Here is a 17,095-nt window from a genome sequence, read left to right as displayed (position 1 = left end):
CCGAAAGGACCTGAGGTAATGGTCGAACTGACGCTTCCGAAAAACTCGAAGATCAAGGCCGGGAAAACCTGGCCAAAGCCGGAAGGCGCGACCAATCTGCGCGAGTACCGCATCTACCGCTGGTCGCCGGACGATGACGAGAACCCGCGCATGGACACCTATTTCGTCGACATGGACGATTGCGGGCCGATGGTGCTCGACGCGCTGCTCTACATCAAGAACAAGATCGACCCGACGCTGACGCTGCGCCGCTCCTGCCGCGAGGGCATTTGCGGCTCCTGCGCCATGAATATCGACGGTTCCAACACGCTCGCCTGCACCAAGGGCTGCGACGACATTTCCGGCGCGATCAAGGTCTACCCGCTGCCGCATATGCCGGTGGTCAAGGACCTGGTGCCCGACCTCACCAATTTCTACGCCCAGCACGCCTCGATCGAGCCATGGTTGAAGACGGTGTCGCCCGAGCCGGCCAAGGAATGGCTGCAGAGCCACGAGGACCGCGAAAAGCTCGACGGGCTGTATGAATGCATCTTGTGCGCGTGCTGTTCGACCTCATGCCCGAGCTACTGGTGGAACGGCGACCGCTATCTCGGCCCGGCGACGCTGTTGCAGGCCTATCGCTGGCTGATCGATTCCCGGGACGAGGCCACGGGCGAACGGCTCGACAACCTCGAAGACCCGTTCCGGCTCTATCGCTGCCACACTATCATGAACTGCGCCCAGACCTGTCCCAAGGGCCTCAATCCGGCCAAGGCGATCGCCGAGATCAAGAAGATGATGGTGGAGAGAAGGGTGTAGCGGCGGACGGGGTTGCTGCAGGGATCATCTCGTCGGTAGTGATCCTTCGCGCCCCCCTCTGTCCTGCCGGACATCTCCCCCACAAGGAGGGAGATTGGCAGCTTCACCGACCTCGCCCCGTCTGCAATGTTGGAGATTGGCGAAAGCCGAGGTGACATCCAATCTCCCCCCAAGTGGGGGGGCGCTGTCCCGCCAGCTTCAAAGGATAGCCGACCAATGACCGACACCGAACTGCCCATCCTCTCTCCCGTCGAAGTGCGCGTGCTCGGTTGCCTGATCGAAAAGAGGGAACTGACGCCCGATATCTACCCGCTGACGCTCAATGCAGCGCATGCCGCCGCCAACCAGAAGACGGCGCGCGAGCCGGTGATGTCGGTTGAGCTTGTCGAGGTGAGACGAGCACTTGGCCAGCTCGAGCACAAGGGCCTGGTCAGGCAGGTCTTTGCCTCGCGCGTCGAGCGTTACGAGCATGTCGTTGCGCAGCGCTTTTCGCTGACTTCGGCGCAGATCGCTCTGCTTGGGCTGCTGTTGCTGCGCGGTCCGCAGACCGCGCATGAATTGCTGGCGCGCAGCGAGCGCATGGCGCGGTTACCCTCCATCGACGAGCTTCGCAGCAATCTCGACCTGTTGATCGGCCGCAAGCCGCCGCTCGTTCAGCAGATCGATCGTGGTCCCGGCCAGCGTGAGGACCGCTATGTGCATCTCTTGGGCGGGCCGGTGCAGACGCCAGCGGTGGCTGCAACGCCCCTGCAATCACCGTCGCCGGCTTCGGACCTCGAAGCGCGCGTGCAGGTTCTCGAGGAAGAGGTCGCACAATTGCGCGCACGAATTGACGCGCTGACCGGCGAAGCAAGCTAACGACCTTTTTGAGGCGTCGGATGGACAGCACCCCCGTCTGTCCTGCAGGACAGAGGGGGTGTTAAGGATCACCGACGCCCCACAAATGAAAACGCCAGCCCTGGAGCCGGCGTATATCACCTCATGCCATCTGCTCAGCCGAGCTTGGCGTCGAGCGAAACCTTGATGGCGCCGAGCGCCTTCGAAACCGGACACCCGGCCTTGGCCTGTTCGGCCAGCTCCTGGAATTTCGCGGCATCGATGCCCGGCACCTTGCCGACCAGCGTGAGCGCGCTGCCGGTGATGCCGGTGCCTGGAACCAGCGTCACCACGGCCTTGGCGTCGAGTTCGGTGGCGGGGGTGCCGTTCTCGGCCAGGACATGCGAAAGCTGCATGGCAAAGCAACCGGCATGCGCCGCCGCGATCAGTTCCTCCGGATTGGTGCCGGATTTGCCGCTCTCGTCCTCGAAGCGCATCTTGAACGAGTAAGGCGTGCCTTTCAGAGTCCCGCTCTGCGTGTCGAGCGTGCCCTTGCCCTCTTTCAGATTGCCTTTCCAGACAGCGTTTGCGGTGCGGTCCATGAATTCCTCCTTGATGTGGTGGCTGAGCCGTGATCGGCGTCTGATCGACTATAGCGCGCGTGGGCACGAAGGCCACCCGTGCTTTCGCGCCAATGGCGACGCGTTAAAAAAATCCACGTGCAAAAATGTCGACTTCCATCCGCCTCGGTCGTCCTGCGGGCGGCCCCTGATTTCGTGGCCGGATGGAGGATCACATGAATAGTCTGTTTTCTGCTCACTGGAGGCACACCGGCCGAAAGGCTGCTGGACAGAAGCCGACTGGTTGCATCAGTCACCTTCCGGTTTCGGTCGACTGCTTGTGGCAGTCGCCATCATCGGGGTTACGGTGTCACTTGTCGATCATGCGGCGCTCAAAAGCCCGGCTGAGACCTTGGTTGCCAACGGTTCGTCACAACAAGGAAGATGAGAGATGAAATACGTTTGCCTAGTCTATGGTGAGGAAAAAGACCTTTATGCAATGAGCCCGGAGAGGCTGGCCAAGCTCGACGCCGACTCGCTGGCCTATGACAAATCGGTGGAGCAAAGCGGTCGGCTGATCATCGCGCAAGCGCTGCAGTCGGTGAAGACCGCGAAAACCGTGCGCCGGCGCAAGGGCAAGCGGCTGATCACAGACGGCCCTTTCGCCGAGACCAAGGAGCAATTGCTCGGCTTCGTCATGATCGAGGCCGGGGATATCGACGAGGCGCTGGAGATTGCCGGCGGCATCCCGCTGGCCGAAATCGGCACGATCGAGGTCAGGGCGATCTACAACGTGCCGGGGTCCTAGCGATTATTCTGTTTTGCGTCCGGCTGAATCAAATTTCTTCGGCGCGCGCAACTTTTGCGTGTTGAAGCGAGGCAGCACTTCTCCTATCGTCGCCGCGGTTTGGGGATCACGGGCATGCATATACTGATTGCTGCAATTGGGCTGTTGGGAGCGGCGGCATTCTGGTGGTATCGGATGAAGGCCATGAACGATGCGGCGCGCGAGGTCGCGGAGGTCGTCGGGCGTGTCCAAGGGGAACATTCGCCGCAAGAGACTGCGCAAGCAGGCAGCGCTCTCACCGCTGACGGCGATCGACGATCCGGTCGTGGCGGCCGCGACGCTGATCACCGCCATCGTTTCCGAGAACGGCCCTGTCCTGCCGCAGCGCGAAGCCGCGATTCGGTCGGTGATTTCGGAGATTGCGAACGACAAGAAGACCGATGAGGCCGTGGTCTACGCCAAATGGGCGGCGTCACAGATCGACGATGCCACGATCGTCATCGACAAGCTGGCGCCGTTCCTGCGCGAACGTCTGGATGTGACTGAGCGAAACGATTTGCTGCAGATGGTGAACCGCGCGGCGCAGGCTGGTGAACAGCCCCTGAAGATATCCGACCAGCGGGTACTGCGGCTGCGGCAGAAGCTGGGCTTCGAGGTCAACTGAACGAAATTGCCTGACGCTCAATATTGGTTTGCCGCCCTTCCGGGTTCAGATCGCCTCGCCCTTGAGCAGTTTCGGCGTGTTGCCGGACAGTCCGGACGCCTGGCGGATGAAGAAATCCTTCAAGCGCGGCATGCGTTCGACGAGGCCGAGGCCGATGTCGCGGACGGCCCGCAACGGGCCGATGTCGTTGGAAAACAGCCGGTTCAGGACATCGGTGGTGATGCCCATCTGCAGCGTGTCGAAACGCCGCCACTGCTGGTAGCGCTCGAGCACGTCGAGCGCGCCGATATCCTGGCCGAGCCGGTCGGCCTCGACCACCACCTCGGCGAGAGCCGCCACATCCTTGAAGCCGAGATTCAGGCCCTGGCCGGCGATCGGGTGGATGCCGTGGGCGGCGTCGCCGGCGAGGGCAATGCGCGGCGCGACGAAGGCGCGGGCAAGCGTCAGGCCGAGCGGCCAGGCGCGTGGCCTGTCGGCGACGTGAATTTCGCCGAGCTTCAGGCCAAACCGCTGTTCCAGCTCGTGCTCGAAGACGAGGTCGTCGCTGTCGACCAGTTTTTCGGCATCTTCCGACCGCTCGACCCAGACGATCGACGAGCGGTTGGTCCCGTCCTTGTCCGGCTTGAGCGGCAGCGTGGCGAAGGGGCCAACTGGCAGAAAATGCTCTTCGGCGCGGCCGTTGTGCGGCCGTTCATGGGCGACAGTGCAGACGATGCCGGACTGGCCGTACTCCCATTTCACCGTCTTGATGCCGGCCATGTCGCGCAGCTTCGAGTTGACGCCGTCGGCGGCGACCAGCAGCCGCGCCTTCAGCGTCGCGCCGTCGGCAAGATGCACGGTGATGCCGGCGCCGTTCACGTCGAAGGCACTGACTGCGACGCCTTCGATGATGTCGATGCCGAGTTTTTCAGCGCGCCGGCGCAAGGCGCCATTCAAATCCCTGTTGGCGACCATATGCGCAAAAGCTTCGCCGGGCGCGACCTCGCCATCGAAAGTGAGAAACACCGGGCGCACCGGATCGGAAGTGCGCGAATCGGTGACGATCATCTCGGTGATCGCCTGCGCCTCGGGCGCGATTTCGGCCCAGACGCCGAGCTGGTCGAGCATGCGGCAAGCGGCAGCGGCGATGGCCGAGGCGCGGCCGTCCTTTTGCCAGACACCGGCGGGCGCGGCGTCGACGACAGCGACCGCCAGGCTTGGTCGTGCCTGTTTCAGCGATACCGCGGCGGCAAGGCCGACATAGCCGGCGCCGGCGACCAAGATATCGAGCGCGGTTCGGTTTTTTGCATCCGCCTTGCGGTCCACCATGGCAATTCCTTTCCGGCCAAAATTCCCTTCCGGCCTTGACTGCCCGTCATTCCTGTCGGAAAGCAATAACACTTCTACGGCGAGGGCGCGAAACATGACGGCGGCCATGGACGAGCTTCTCGGCATTCTCGACCTCGAGCAGCTGGAACACAACCTGTACCGAGGTCGCAGCCCCAAACTCGACTGGCAGCGTGTCTTCGGTGGCCAGACCATCGCCCAGGCGCTGGTCGCCGCCCAGCGAACGGTGGAGCCCGAACGCCACGTGCATTCGCTGCACGGCTATTTCATGCGGCCCGGCGACACCAAGGTGCCGATCATCTACCAGGTCGACCGCATCCGCGACGGCGGCTCCTTCACCACGCGCCGTGTCGTGGCTGTCCAGCACGGCCAGGCGATCTTTTCGCTGGAAGCCTCGTTCCAGCAGGAAGAGGTCGGGCTCGAGCATCAGGTGCCGATGCCGCAGGACGTGCCGGCGCCCGACACATTGCTGTCGCAGCGCGAACTGATTGGCAAGTTCGGCGAGGCCGTGCCCGACGGCATCAGGCGCTACTGGGAGCGTGACCGGCCGATCGAGATGAAGCCGGTGATGCTGGAGCATTACACCAGCCGGGAAAAGCTGGAGCCGAAGCAGAACATCTGGATCCGCACGACCGGCCCGGTTCCGGCCGATCGCGCCACGCAGGCGGCAGTGCTTGCCTATCTTTCCGACATGACGCTGCTCGATACCTCGACCTTTGCGCATGGCCGCGCCATTTTCGATAGCGACATCCAGGCGGCGAGCCTCGATCATGCCATGTGGTTCCACCGCAGCCATCCGCTCGACGACTGGATGCTGTACACGCAGGACAGCCCGTCGACGCAAGGGTCGCGGGGGTTCACTCGCGGGTCGCTGTTTGCCCGCGACGGCACGTTGATCGCCTCGGTTGCCCAGGAAGGCCTGATCAGGCTGAAGCGGCCGCCTGCCGAATAGGCAATTTTGAAAAATTGCCTATTCTTTAATCAGCTGTGCTGCTGCGACTATGAACAGTCAGCCGACAAACCTTCCCCAATTCCTTATTTAACAACAGGTTAACACCCTGCTTCGGCAATTGGCACGGAGCTTGAATCCTAGCGGGCACTCTCCGGCTCTCATGGGGATCGGCGACGTCGTACAAACGCGGGGACCCGCAACAGCAAAGGGTGAAACCTTATGAAAATCGTGATGGCAATCATCAAGCCGTTCAAGCTCGACGAGGTGCGCGAAGCGCTCACCGCAGTCGGCATCCAGGGCCTGACCGTCACCGAAGTCAAAGGCTACGGGCGGCAGAAGGGACACACGGAAATCTATCGCGGGGCGGAATACGCGGTCAGCTTCCTGCCGAAGATCAAGATCGAAGTCGCGGTCGGCCTGGACATGGTCGACAAGGCCGTCGAAGCCATCACCGCGGCGGCCAAGACCGGTCAGATCGGCGACGGCAAGATCTTCGTCTTCGGCATCGACCAGGCGGTGCGCATTCGCACCGGCGAAACAGACACCGACGCGCTTTGAGCTGCGGACACGTATTCCAATGGAGAGTTCAATGAATATTCCTTCTACTTTGAAGTCGGCGGCGCGCACCGCGCTGCTGGGCTCGCTCGCTATCGCAGCACTGGGCACGGTCGCCGCATTCGCGCAGGAAGCGGCGCCGGCCGCACCGGCAGCGCCAGTCGTGCCGGCCTTTACCGTCGACAAGGGCGACACGACGTGGATGATGATTTCCACCATCCTGGTGCTGTTGATGACCATTCCCGGCCTTGCCCTTTTCTACGGCGGCCTGGTTCGCGCCAAAAATATGCTGTCGGTGCTGATGCAGGTCTTCACCATCACCAGCGTGGTCATGATCGTCTGGGTTTTCTACGGCTACAGCCTTGCCTTCACCCCAGGCAATGCCTTCGTCGGCGGCCTTTCCAAGATGTTTCTTGCCGGGGTCGACGTGACGACGGTGTCGGAAACCTTCACCAAGGGCGTCGCCATTCCTGAACTGGTGTTCGTCCTCTTCCAGATGACTTTCGCCTGCATCACGCCCGCCCTGATCGTCGGCGCCTTCGCCGAACGCGTCAAGTTCTCGGCCGTGATCCTTTTCACCATCCTGTGGGTCACATTCGTCTACTTCCCGATCGCGCATATGGTCTGGTTCTGGGGTGGCCCGAGCGCTTATAGCGACCCGTCGGGGCTCATCTTCGGCTTCGGCGCCATCGACTTCGCCGGCGGCACCGTCGTTCACATCAATGCGGGCATCGCCGGCCTTGTCGGGGCGCTCATGATCGGCAAGCGCATTGGCTACAACAAGGACGTCATGGCGCCGCACTCCATGACGCTGACCATGGTCGGCGCTTCGCTGCTGTGGGTCGGCTGGTTCGGCTTCAACGCCGGTTCGAACCTCGAAGCCAACGCCTATGCGGTGCTGGCCATGGTCAACACCTTCGTCGCCACGGCGGCGGCGGCAGTGACCTGGATCGTGCTTGAAACGCTGCTGCGCGGCAAGGCGTCCATGCTTGGTGCGGTTTCGGGCGCTGTTACCGGACTTGTCGCCGTCACGCCCGCTGCCGGCTTTGCCGGACCGATGGGCGCCATCGTGCTCGGCATCGTCGCCACCTGTGTCTGCTACTTCTTTGTCTCAGTAGTGAAGAACAAGTTCGGCTACGACGACAGCCTCGATGTCTTCGGCATTCACTGCATCGGCGGCATCATCGGCGCACTCGGCACCGGCATCCTGGTCAATCCCGCCCTCGGCGGCGCTGGCATCGTCGATTATTCGACAGCCGACTTCGCCGCCGGCTATGCCGGCACGGCGACCCAGCTGTGGTCGCAGTTCAAGGGTGTCCTGGTAACCGTGCTGTGGTCGGGTATCGGCAGCGCCATCCTCTACAAGATCGTCGATATGATCGTAGGCTTGCGCCCGACAGCCGATGCAGAGCGTGAAGGGCTCGACCTCACCGCGCATGGCGAAGCGGCCTATCACCCGTAAGTCATGTCTGGGGCGGCCTTGGCCGCCCCGCCTTCTCCCATCCCGTCGTGACGCTCCTGCAAGGGCTCACGCATTGAGGCCCGGATCCGTTCCGGGCCTCCTTTTGTTGTGGGACGCCGTGCCGGTGGGCGTTCAGGCTCGATCACAATCGTTTGATCGGGCGCTTGATGTCCTTAGTCGATGAAACATCGGCCGTGCTGGTTCCGAACTGTGGTGGCGGTCGTCGTTCGGGCGCTCGTGAAAACAACAGGGAAGGAAACCAGTCATGAACATCAAGAACATCTACCTCGGAGCGCTTGCTCTTTCCATGATCAGCGGAGCGGCATTTGCCGGCGCTCTCGACTCACCCGACAACATGGCGCCGTTCTACACAGACTCCAGCATGAAGACCATGAAGCCGATGGCGGAATTCAAGACCACCTTCATGTCGATGCCGAAGGAAAAGCAGGAAGCCATGAAGAAAGAATGCAATGACGCGGCGATGAGCAAGCCGTATGCCGAGTTCTGCGCGAACGTGCAGGCGCTCGGCGGCGCCAACTAGCGCATGACCCCGAACGCATGAACTTGGTTCGGAAAGGATCATGCTCCAATCAAATTAGTGTTAGCGCGGCCGTCTAATGGGACGCGCGGCGCCCTAAGGTCTGGCGATCAGGCTGAGCCTGATCGACCTGCCGATCCAAAATGATGGCGGGCCGGCGTGCCCGCCATTTCTGTGACCGCTTTTCCACCCGGGAGTTGCCGGCACGCCCATGGTTAATGCGGCCTTAACCTTCCCGCCGCTAGTCTGGCATCCGAATCTGCCGGAGTGCGTCATGCGTCCGGCCAGTCCATGACAGACGGGGAACGACGAATGCGTTCAGGGGCTTCAGCACCGCTCGCGCTGGCCGATACGGGGTACGGCATCCGGGCGTTCGCGCGGCGTCAGGTCGGTCGGCTGGTCGGCGCCGGCCTGTTTGCGCTGGTCGCCTTCGGTATCGCCAGCCTCGCCACCTGGAACGTCGCCGACCCAAGCTTCTCCCACGCCACCGATAATATCGTCACCAACGCCATGGGCTATGTGGGCGCTGTCTTCTCCGACCTTGCCATGCAGTTCTTCGGCCTTGCAGCCGTCGCGGCGCTGGTGCCGGCGGTGGTCTGGGGATTTCTGCTGTTTTCGGCGCGCGGCGTCGACAGGCTGCCGAAGCGCGGGCTCGCCTGGTTCGGCTACGCGGTGCTTGCCGCGGCCATCGCCGGCTGCGTGGTGCCGCCGAAGACCTGGCCGCTGCCGACCGGTCTCGGCGGCGTGTTCGGCGACATGGTGCTCCAGATTCCCGGTCTCGTCGTCGGCGGCTACCCGACAGGTCTCATCGCCAGCGTGCTCGCCGTGCTTCTTGCCGCCCCGGCACTGTGGCTGTTTGCCTATGGCTCGGCGCTGATTGCGCGCCAGAACGGTTTCGCCGTCCTGGAGCAACCGGCTGCACCCGATCCGAGGGACCAGGACGACCTGCTTTTCGACAATGACGAGGACGAAGGCGACGAGGGCATTCTGGCGCTTGGCGCGATCACGCATTGGTGGCTGTCGTTGCGTGCCTACATCCGCCGCCGCGCCGCGCGCCGCCGGGAACGCGACGATTTCGAACCGGAGATGGAACCGCGCGCCAGCGCCTGGCGCCGCGCTGCCGAGAGGGTCGAATCGGCCGAGTTCGCCGAAGCGCGGATGAGCCCCGATGGCCGCGCCCGCGTCGAGCCGGAATTCTTCGCCGCCATGGTCAACGACCGCAGCGCCTCGCTCGATCCCGACGACGCCGATGTTTTTGACGATGACGACGACATGGATTTTGCGCCGGAGCCCGTGGGCCAGCGCAGCACTGCGCCCAATGCGAAGGTGCAGCCGTTCCGCTCCGATGCGGCCACACGCGTCGCGGCGCCGGCGCCCCGACCCGTTCCGGGCGCTCGTGTCCAGCGCGAAGCCCAGACCTCGCTGATCGGCTCCGAACAATTCGAAATGCCGTCGCTGCATTTCCTGTCCGAACCGAAGAACGTCGTGCGCGACGCCAGCCTGTCCAAGGACGCGCTCGAGCAGAATGCCCGTCTGCTCGAGGGCGTGCTGGAGGATTTCGGCGTCAAGGGCGAGATCATCCATGTCCGCCCCGGCCCGGTCGTCACGCTTTACGAGCTGGAGCCGGCGCCCGGCATCAAATCGTCGCGGGTCATCGGCCTGTCCGACGACATCGCCCGCTCGATGAGCGCGATCGCCTGCCGCGTCGCGGTGGTGCCCGGCCGCAACGCCATCGGCATCGAGCTGCCGAACGCCAAGCGCGAGACCGTCTATCTCAGGGAAATCATGGCCAGCCGCGATTTCGAGACCACCAAGGCCAAGCTGGCGCTGGCGCTCGGCAAAACCATCAATGGCGAGGCGGTCATCGTCGACATCGCCAAGATGCCGCACGTGCTGGTCGCCGGCACCACCGGTTCGGGCAAGTCTGTCGCCATCAACACCATGATCCTGTCGCTGCTCTACCGGCTGACGCCGCAGGACTGCCGACTGATCATGATCGACCCGAAAATGCTGGAGCTCTCGGTCTATGACGGCATCCCGCATCTTCTGACGCCTGTCGTCACCGACCCGAAGAAGGCGGTAGTGGCGCTGAAATGGACCGTGCGCGAGATGGAGGACCGCTACCGCAAGATGTCCAAGGTCGGCGTACGCAACATCGACGGTTTCAACGCGCGGGTGCAGCAGGCGGAGAAGAAAGGCGAGAAAATCTCGCGCACCGTGCAGACCGGCTTCGACCGCCAGACCGGCGAAGCGGTCTACGAGACCGAAAACCTCGATCTCGAGCCGATGCCCTACATCGTCGTCATTATCGACGAGATGGCCGATTTGATGATGGTCGCCGGCAAGGACATCGAAGGCGCGGTGCAGCGCCTGGCGCAGATGGCGCGCGCCGCCGGCATCCACGTCATCATGGCGACGCAGCGGCCGTCGGTCGACGTCATCACCGGCACGATCAAGGCCAACTTCCCGACCCGCATCTCCTTCCAGGTGACGTCGAAGATCGACAGCCGCACCATTCTGGGCGAGCAGGGCGCCGAACAGCTGCTTGGCATGGGCGACATGCTCTACATGGCCGGCGGCGGCCGCATCCAGCGCGTACACGGCCCTTTTGTTTCCGATGACGAGGTCGAGAAGATCGTCGCTCATCTGAAGCTGCAGGGCGTGCCGGAATATCTCGACGCCATCACCGAGGATGACGATGAGGACGACGACGAGCCGTCGGGCAAGGGGGGGTCGGGCGGTGGCGGCGGCAATTTCGAGGATTCCGACGATCCCTACGATCAGGCCGTTGCCGTGGTGCTGCGCGACGGCAAGGCCTCGACCAGCTACATCCAGCGCCGGCTCGGCATCGGCTACAACCGCGCCGCCTCGATCATCGAGAAGATGGAGAAGGAAGGCATTGTCGGCCCGGCCAACCATGCCGGAAAACGCGAGATTCTGGTGCCGACGGAGGACGACAAGTTCTGATCCGCCCGGCAAGCCGATAGGATTTTCGCGGCTGCAACCTGACGGCGGCAACTTTGAACCTTCTGGCGCGTTTGCAACGACCAAGCGCTGTTCGGCCGCCAAACTTAAGCCCAACTGGGGGGCCAAACACTGCGACAACAGATAAACCAGACGAAAGTGACCGGCATGAAAAACTCTTCTTTTGCCACGATCAGCGACTTTGCCCCGACCCGCCGCCAGCTGCTTGGCCTCGGCCTGGTCCTGGCAGGTGCTGCGGCCATCAACGTCGTGCCCGGGGTCCAGTTGCTGGCGTCGGCGCAAGCGGCGGTGCCACCCACCGCGCAGAAGATCGCCGACCATTTTTCCTCGGTCAAATCGATGGCCGGCGAATTCGTGCAGTTCGGACCCAAGGGCGAGCAGACCGGCGGCAAGTTCTTTCTGGAACGGCCGGGCAAGATCCGCTTTAACTATGACGGGACGTCGAATTTCAGGGTGATTTCCGACGGCAAGTCGGTGGTCATCCTCAACAAGCGGCTGAAAACGTCCGATCTCTACCCACTGTCGAAAACGCCGCTCAAGCTGCTCCTCGACAACAAGATCGATCTCTCCGGCGGCCGCGTCAAAAGCGTCAAGGAAGAGAACGACGTCACCACCATCCAACTCGCCGACAAATCGGTGTTCGGCAGTTCGAAGATCACCATGATGTTCGATCCGAAAACCTACGAATTGCGCCAATGGACGATCACCGATGCGCAAGGCAAGGACACGACGGTGATGATCTTCAACGTCAGGGAAGGCGTAAGCTTCGCCCCCGACACCTTTGCCATCGACTATACGGCGAACCGCGAACTGAACACCAAGTCGCGGTAGGATCCGCTGTTATTCAGGTGAGGCCGGCCTGCGAATGGCGGTTTCCTGCGCTTCCGGTGCTCACGTACTTTTCGCCGGCTCCCCCGGTGTCCTCCAACCCCACCTTCCCCCCCGCGCGATCCCCTTAACCTCACCCACCCCTCGGCCCCGCCGGGGCGGGGCGGCGCGCGCCCCCGGCTTGTTTTTGCGGTGCGCGGCTGGCAGTAGTTTCCGGGATTGACCTTCCGTCGGAGCCATCTGGCGGACCTTGCGTTGTCCCGGAATCCCAAACATGCCCTTTTCCATCGCTACCTGGAACATCAATTCCGTCCGCCTGCGCATGCCGCTCGTCGAACGCCTGCTTGTCGAACAGGCACCGGACGTGCTCTGCCTGCAGGAAACCAAAGTTCCCGACGAGCTGTTTCCCGAAAAGGCGTTTCGCAAGCTCGGCTACGAGCACATCGTGTTCCACGGCCAGAAGGGCTATCACGGCGTGGCGACGGTGGCGCGCCGGCCGCTCGAAGTGGTCGAAAAGCGCCGCTTCTGCGAGATCGAGGACTGCCGGCATCTGTCGGTCACCGTCCGGGCCGGCGGCAAGGCGATCCTGCTGCACAATTTCTACGTCCCGGCCGGCGGCGACGAGCCCGATCCGATCATCAACCGCAAGTTCAAGCACAAGCTGGATTTCGTCGCCGAGATGAACGCCATCCGCGCCGAGCACGGCGAAATGTCCGGTTCGATCCTGGTCGGCGACCTCAACATCGCGCCGCTCGAGCACGATGTCTGGTCGCACAAGCAGCTATTGAAAGTGGTCAGCCATACGCCGGTCGAGACGGAAAGTTTCGAGGCGATGCGGCTCGCCGGCGACTGGGTCGACCTGATGCGGCTCAACGTGCCTTATGAGCAGAAGCTCTACACCTGGTGGAGCTATCGCGCGCAGGATTGGGAAGCGTCGGATCGCGGCCGGCGGCTCGACCATGTCTGGTCGTCGCCAAACCTGGTGCCGAGCTTTGCCGGCTACGAAATCCTGCGGCCGGCCCGCGGCTGGGAACGGCCTTCGGACCATGTGCCGGTGATCGCGCGGTTCGACCTGGATTAGGTGTATCGATATTCAGATGAGGCCGGCCTGCAAATGGTGGTCTCCTGCGCTTCCGGTGCTCACGTACCCAAAAGTACGCTCCGCTCCGGTTCTCGGACCCCACCATTCTGGTCGCTTCGCGCCCGTCTTCGACTCCGGCTCGGCCTGATCTGAATCTCGACACACCTCAACCCTTGCCGCCCTGATCCGATTGGCTTTCACGGTCTGTTGGTTGCGAGTGCGAGTTGAAAAGCATCCGGTTCAGTTGTCGAAACGCGGCGCCAGTTTCTCGATGCGGCGGATCAATGCCTGAAAATCCTCCGAGATACGCTGGTGCAGATGGACCGCGACCTCGGGATACTCCTCCAGAATGCGGCGAAACATCTTGCGGCTGAGCCGCAGCACTTCCGAATCGATTTCGGCGGATGCGCTGGTCAGCCGGTTGGTGTCGGCGATCAGCGCCAGTTCGCTCAGCATGGTACCGGGGCCGGCCGTTCCTATCGGCACGCGGGCGCCATCCTGCTCGCGATAGAGGACGATGCGCCCACTGACCACGATATAGGCACAATCGGCCTCGTCGTCCTCGCGGTAAAGCTTGTGGTCGGCCTGCAGGCTGGTGGTTTCCGCGCCAAAGGCGAGCAGACGCAACTGTTCCTGCGTGAAGCCCTCGAAGAGCCTCACGGCGGACAGGATGCGGATGTCGTCATCCAACGCCATCTAGCTATGTCCCCGAACGGCCAGTCCAATCCCTCCCTTAGAGCGCCGAGCCTCCTTTCGACGCGCAAAGGACGCTCGAACGCTTTGAACTTGACCCACCGTGCTTTCCAAAAATCGAACCCGATTTTTGGGCCGATGCGTCAGCGAGTTCGATCCAGAACCACCTCCAGTCTCAGGATCGTACCCCGAAAGCGGCCCCTGCCCCGACCGCTGATTGAATGATTAAATGTTTAAGGAACCAGCTTGTAGCCGCCGCTTTCTGTCACAAGAATTTCTGCATTGGAAGGATCGCGCTCGATCTTCTGGCGCAGCCGATAGACATGGGTTTCCAGCGTGTGCGTGGTGACGCCGGAATTGTAGCCCCAGACCTCCTCGAGCAGCACGTCGCGCGTCACCACCTTCTGGTCGGCGCGATAGAGATACTTGATGATCGAGGCTTCCTTTTCGGTCAACCGCACCTTGGCGCCGCGCTGGTCGATCAGAAGCTTCTGGCTGGGCTTGAAAGTGTAGGGGCCGACCGAAAAGGTGGCGTCTTCGCTCTGCTCATGCTGGCGAAGCTGGGCACGGATGCGGGCCAAGAGAACCGCGAAGCGGAACGGCTTGGTCACATAGTCGTTGGCGCCGGCTTCGAGGCCGAGAATCGTGTCGGAATCGGTGTCGTGTCCCGTCAGCATAATGATGGGCGACTTGTAGCCGCCCTTGCGTAGTATCTTCACCGCCTCCCGGCCATCCATGTCGGGCAGGCCGACATCCATGATGAGCAGATCGATGAGGCCGCCGCGGGCCGTGGCGACGCCTTTGGCGGCGGTTGATTCCTGCAGGACATCGAATTCCTCATAGAGAGACAATTGCTCAACGAGCGTGCCGCGCAGGTCGTCATCGTCATCGACGATCAGAATGGTGCGTGAAGTCATGGATCAATCCGTTGTTTTGAAAAGAAAATTCAGTTGACCGCTGCCTATTTATGCGGAAGCTGACCGGCACAACAGCCGATCACAATGATTTGTTCCGTGGCACGATCATACAAGAAAAAACGCGCGTGCAATGAGGCGAGCGCATTTTTGCGAAAAGGGCTTCGTGTTCTCACGGTGCGTGCCAGGCCCGGCCACGCCAGCCAGGGGCTCCTGCAGGCCGGCAAACTGGTGTTTTCATGTGCGCTGGGGCGCGGCGGCATATCAGCCGGCAAACGCGAAGGCGATGGCGCCACGCCGCTTGGTTCGATGCGGATCCTGTCGGGATATTTCCGTAACGATCATTTCTCCGGCGGCCGCAATACCCGACTGGCGATGACGCCGATCGGTCCCGATCTCGGCTGGTGCGAAGTGCCTGAGGACCGCAACTACAACCGTCCGGTCAAGATTCCGTATGGCGCCAGCCACGAGCGGATGCTGCGCGCCGACCGGCTTTATGACGCCTGCCTGGTGCTCGACTGGAACATTTCGCCGCGCCGCCGCGGGCGCGGCAGCGCCATCTTCTTTCATCTGGCGCGCCCCGGCTTCACGCCGACGCAAGGCTGCGTCGCGGTGACGGCGCGCACGATGGCCCGGCTGCTGCCGCTGCTGTCGGACCGCACGGTGATGAGGGTGGTGAGGTAGGGGAATAGGGCAGTAGGGCAGTAGGGCAGTAGGGGAGTAGGGGAATAGGGCAGTAAGAAAGTGTCAGCAGGATTGCGCAGACGCGCCGCTTAGCTCCCCTACTCCCCTACTCCCCTACGTCCGCGGCCTCTGCCAGCCGATGTCGAGCAGACCCAACCGGCCGAGTTCCCGGTCCATCACGTGCGCGACATCCTTGCGTTCGGCGCCGATGTCGCGCAATTGGCGGTCCGCAAGATCCTCGACGTTCTCATGCGGGAGGTTGATCGCGATTTTTGCATGGCGGAACCAATCAAACACCGCGCGCAGCCAGGCCGGGCGGATGGTTTCAGAGCTCAAGGCAATGTGAGACATGGTGCAATCCGCTTCTCCGGATATCAAATCCGATTTGATGTTTGTTCGATGGTCACATCATGACGGATTGAAATTAAAACGAGAAACGAGTAATTTTCTCTACATCTTCAAGTTTTGTTTGAGGATTGGAAATGCTCGACCGGCCTCTTCTCGTCCTACTCTGATGGCTCGCCTGCTGCCCGGAACCCGTGCACTGAGGACGCTGGAGGCGGCGGCCCGGCACCTCAATTTCACCCGCGCCGCAGACGAGCTCGGCCTGACGCCGGCCGCGGTCAGCCACCAGATCAAGGAAATCGAGGATCAGCTCGGCATCGTGCTGTTCACGCGCACCAGCCGCACGATTCGGCTGACGGAGGCGGGCGCGGTGCTGTTCGAGGCTTCGACCGACGCGCTCGACCTGCTTGGCCGGGCCGTCTCACGAGCGCACAAGATGGCGCGCGGAACGGCGCTGCTGAAAGTGACCCTCGACGCCCAGTTCGCGACAAAATGGCTTATGCGGCGCGTCGATGATTTTCGCAAGCAGCGGCCGGGCATCGAGCTCCGCTTCGACATTGCCTCCGAATTGCGCGATTTCGACCTGGACGACGTCGATGTCGGCATCCGATTCGGCGCGGGAAAATATCCGGGCCTTTGCACCCACCGGCTGTTCGAAAATGTCATCATACCTGTGTGCAGCCCCAGCCTGCTGGCCTCTGGCCCCCCGCTGCGCGAGCCACGCGATCTCTTCCATCACACGCTCGCCCATATCGAGTGGGCGCGACAAGGCGTGACCTGGCCGAATTGGCGGATGTGGATGGCGGCGGCCGGCGTCGACGATTTCGACGACAGCCGGACAATCGTGTTCAACACCTCGACCGACGCCGTACAGGCCGCGCTCGACGGCAATGCCATCGCACTCGCCGATTTTGCCATGGTGGCAAACGACCTTTCCGAGGGCCGGCTGATCCGGCCCTTCGAACTTGGCATCAAGGTTCCGCCCGACTTCGCCTATCATCTGGTCTATCCCATCGCCTCGGCCAACGACCCCAGGATCGTGGCGTTCAGGGATTGGCTCCTGAACGAAGTTCACAACCCGCAGCCGGACCCGACGCTTGGATGAGC

Annotated in this window: 18 protein-coding genes; 13 read left to right on the top strand and 5 right to left on the bottom strand. The window is 62.5% G+C overall.

The genetic code is table 11. From position 1 onward, the window contains the following. Positions 1-18: 18 nt before the first annotated feature. Both AC0L3L_RS17825 and AC0L3L_RS17820 read left to right on the top strand, forming a co-directional pair. On the top strand, positions 19-798 hold the full coding sequence (locus AC0L3L_RS17825) for a succinate dehydrogenase iron-sulfur subunit (RefSeq protein WP_065007241.1): 780 nt from the start codon (positions 19-21) through the stop codon (positions 796-798). 216 nt (positions 799-1,014) lie between these two features. After that, entirely contained in the window at positions 1,015-1,656 is a 642-nt protein-coding gene (locus AC0L3L_RS17820; protein ID WP_473638563.1) for a YceH family protein, read from the top strand. 134 nt (positions 1,657-1,790) lie between these two features. Here AC0L3L_RS17820 and AC0L3L_RS17815 read toward each other — a convergent pair whose 3' ends face one another. Further along, a complete protein-coding gene (locus AC0L3L_RS17815) occupies positions 1,791-2,216 on the bottom strand; it encodes an OsmC family protein (RefSeq protein WP_135934169.1) in 426 nt (141 codons plus the stop codon). A 409-nt stretch (positions 2,217-2,625) separates the two neighbouring features. Here AC0L3L_RS17815 and AC0L3L_RS17810 point away from each other — a divergent pair, with 409 nt between their 5' ends. Together AC0L3L_RS17810 and AC0L3L_RS17805 are read left to right on the top strand one after the other, a co-directional pair. Continuing rightward, complete coding sequence (locus AC0L3L_RS17810; RefSeq protein WP_095495584.1) at positions 2,626-2,982, top strand: YciI family protein; 357 nt, start codon at positions 2,626-2,628, stop codon at positions 2,980-2,982. 223 nt (positions 2,983-3,205) lie between these two features. Then, positions 3,206-3,625 carry a hypothetical protein gene (locus AC0L3L_RS17805; RefSeq protein ID WP_473638562.1) on the top strand — a complete coding sequence of 140 codons (420 nt, stop codon included), beginning with the start codon at positions 3,206-3,208 and terminating at the stop codon, positions 3,623-3,625. 45 nt (positions 3,626-3,670) lie between these two features. Here AC0L3L_RS17805 and AC0L3L_RS17800 read toward each other — a convergent pair whose 3' ends face one another. Continuing rightward, on the bottom strand, positions 3,671-4,933 hold the full coding sequence (locus tag AC0L3L_RS17800; RefSeq protein ID WP_473638621.1) for a ubiquinone biosynthesis hydroxylase: 1,263 nt from the start codon (positions 4,931-4,933) through the stop codon (positions 3,671-3,673). 94 nt (positions 4,934-5,027) lie between these two features. Here AC0L3L_RS17800 and tesB point away from each other — a divergent pair, with 94 nt between their 5' ends. The 7 genes from tesB to AC0L3L_RS17765 all read left to right on the top strand — a co-directional run bounded on the left by tesB (position 5,028) and on the right by AC0L3L_RS17765 (position 13,352). Then, on the top strand, positions 5,028-5,903 hold the full coding sequence (gene tesB, locus AC0L3L_RS17795) for an acyl-CoA thioesterase II (protein WP_123148825.1): 876 nt from the start codon (positions 5,028-5,030) through the stop codon (positions 5,901-5,903). A gap of 219 nt (positions 5,904-6,122) precedes the next feature. Further along, complete coding sequence (locus tag AC0L3L_RS17790; protein ID WP_023800571.1) at positions 6,123-6,461, top strand: P-II family nitrogen regulator; 339 nt, start codon at positions 6,123-6,125, stop codon at positions 6,459-6,461. A gap of 31 nt (positions 6,462-6,492) precedes the next feature. After that, positions 6,493-7,920 (top strand): ammonium transporter, encoded by a 1,428-nt coding sequence (locus AC0L3L_RS17785; RefSeq protein WP_473638561.1) that lies wholly within the window; start codon positions 6,493-6,495, stop codon positions 7,918-7,920. Positions 7,921-8,185: 265 nt separating this feature from the next. Further along, complete coding sequence (locus AC0L3L_RS17780) at positions 8,186-8,461, top strand: hypothetical protein (protein ID WP_473485914.1); 276 nt, start codon at positions 8,186-8,188, stop codon at positions 8,459-8,461. A 309-nt stretch (positions 8,462-8,770) separates the two neighbouring features. Continuing rightward, entirely contained in the window at positions 8,771-11,425 is a 2,655-nt protein-coding gene (locus AC0L3L_RS17775; RefSeq protein WP_473638560.1) for an FtsK/SpoIIIE family DNA translocase, read from the top strand. 165 nt (positions 11,426-11,590) lie between these two features. Continuing rightward, the gene (locus AC0L3L_RS17770; RefSeq protein WP_473485912.1) at positions 11,591-12,274 is read left to right on the top strand and encodes an outer membrane lipoprotein carrier protein LolA; all 684 of its coding nucleotides are present in this window, start codon (positions 11,591-11,593) and stop codon (positions 12,272-12,274) included. A gap of 271 nt (positions 12,275-12,545) precedes the next feature. Next, a complete protein-coding gene (locus tag AC0L3L_RS17765; RefSeq protein WP_473638559.1) occupies positions 12,546-13,352 on the top strand; it encodes an exodeoxyribonuclease III in 807 nt (268 codons plus the stop codon). A 240-nt stretch (positions 13,353-13,592) separates the two neighbouring features. On the opposite strand, the gene AC0L3L_RS17760 is transcribed toward AC0L3L_RS17765, so the two are convergent. Both AC0L3L_RS17760 and AC0L3L_RS17755 read right to left on the bottom strand, forming a co-directional pair. Then, positions 13,593-14,048 carry a cyclic nucleotide-binding domain-containing protein gene (locus tag AC0L3L_RS17760; RefSeq protein ID WP_473485910.1) on the bottom strand — a complete coding sequence of 152 codons (456 nt, stop codon included), beginning with the start codon at positions 14,046-14,048 and terminating at the stop codon, positions 13,593-13,595. Between the two features lie 230 nt (positions 14,049-14,278). Beyond that, a complete protein-coding gene (locus tag AC0L3L_RS17755; protein WP_029349304.1) occupies positions 14,279-14,962 on the bottom strand; it encodes a response regulator transcription factor in 684 nt (227 codons plus the stop codon). A gap of 84 nt (positions 14,963-15,046) precedes the next feature. Here AC0L3L_RS17755 and AC0L3L_RS17750 point away from each other — a divergent pair, with 84 nt between their 5' ends. Then, entirely contained in the window at positions 15,047-15,643 is a 597-nt protein-coding gene (locus AC0L3L_RS17750) for a L,D-transpeptidase family protein (protein ID WP_473485909.1), read from the top strand. Positions 15,644-15,757: 114 nt separating this feature from the next. Here the strand turns inward: AC0L3L_RS17750 and AC0L3L_RS17745 are convergent, their stop codons facing one another. After that, on the bottom strand, positions 15,758-15,994 hold the full coding sequence (locus tag AC0L3L_RS17745) for a hypothetical protein (RefSeq protein WP_473525844.1): 237 nt from the start codon (positions 15,992-15,994) through the stop codon (positions 15,758-15,760). 163 nt (positions 15,995-16,157) lie between these two features. Here AC0L3L_RS17745 and gcvA point away from each other — a divergent pair, with 163 nt between their 5' ends. Further along, complete coding sequence (gene gcvA, locus AC0L3L_RS17740; RefSeq protein WP_473638558.1) at positions 16,158-17,093, top strand: transcriptional regulator GcvA; 936 nt, start codon at positions 16,158-16,160, stop codon at positions 17,091-17,093. Positions 17,094-17,095 lie beyond the last annotated feature (2 nt).

It is taken from the genome of Mesorhizobium sp. WSM4849 (genome assembly GCF_055811385.1).
Note: the sequence above shows the minus strand (reverse complement) of the source record. Positions and strands in the feature narration are given on the sequence as shown.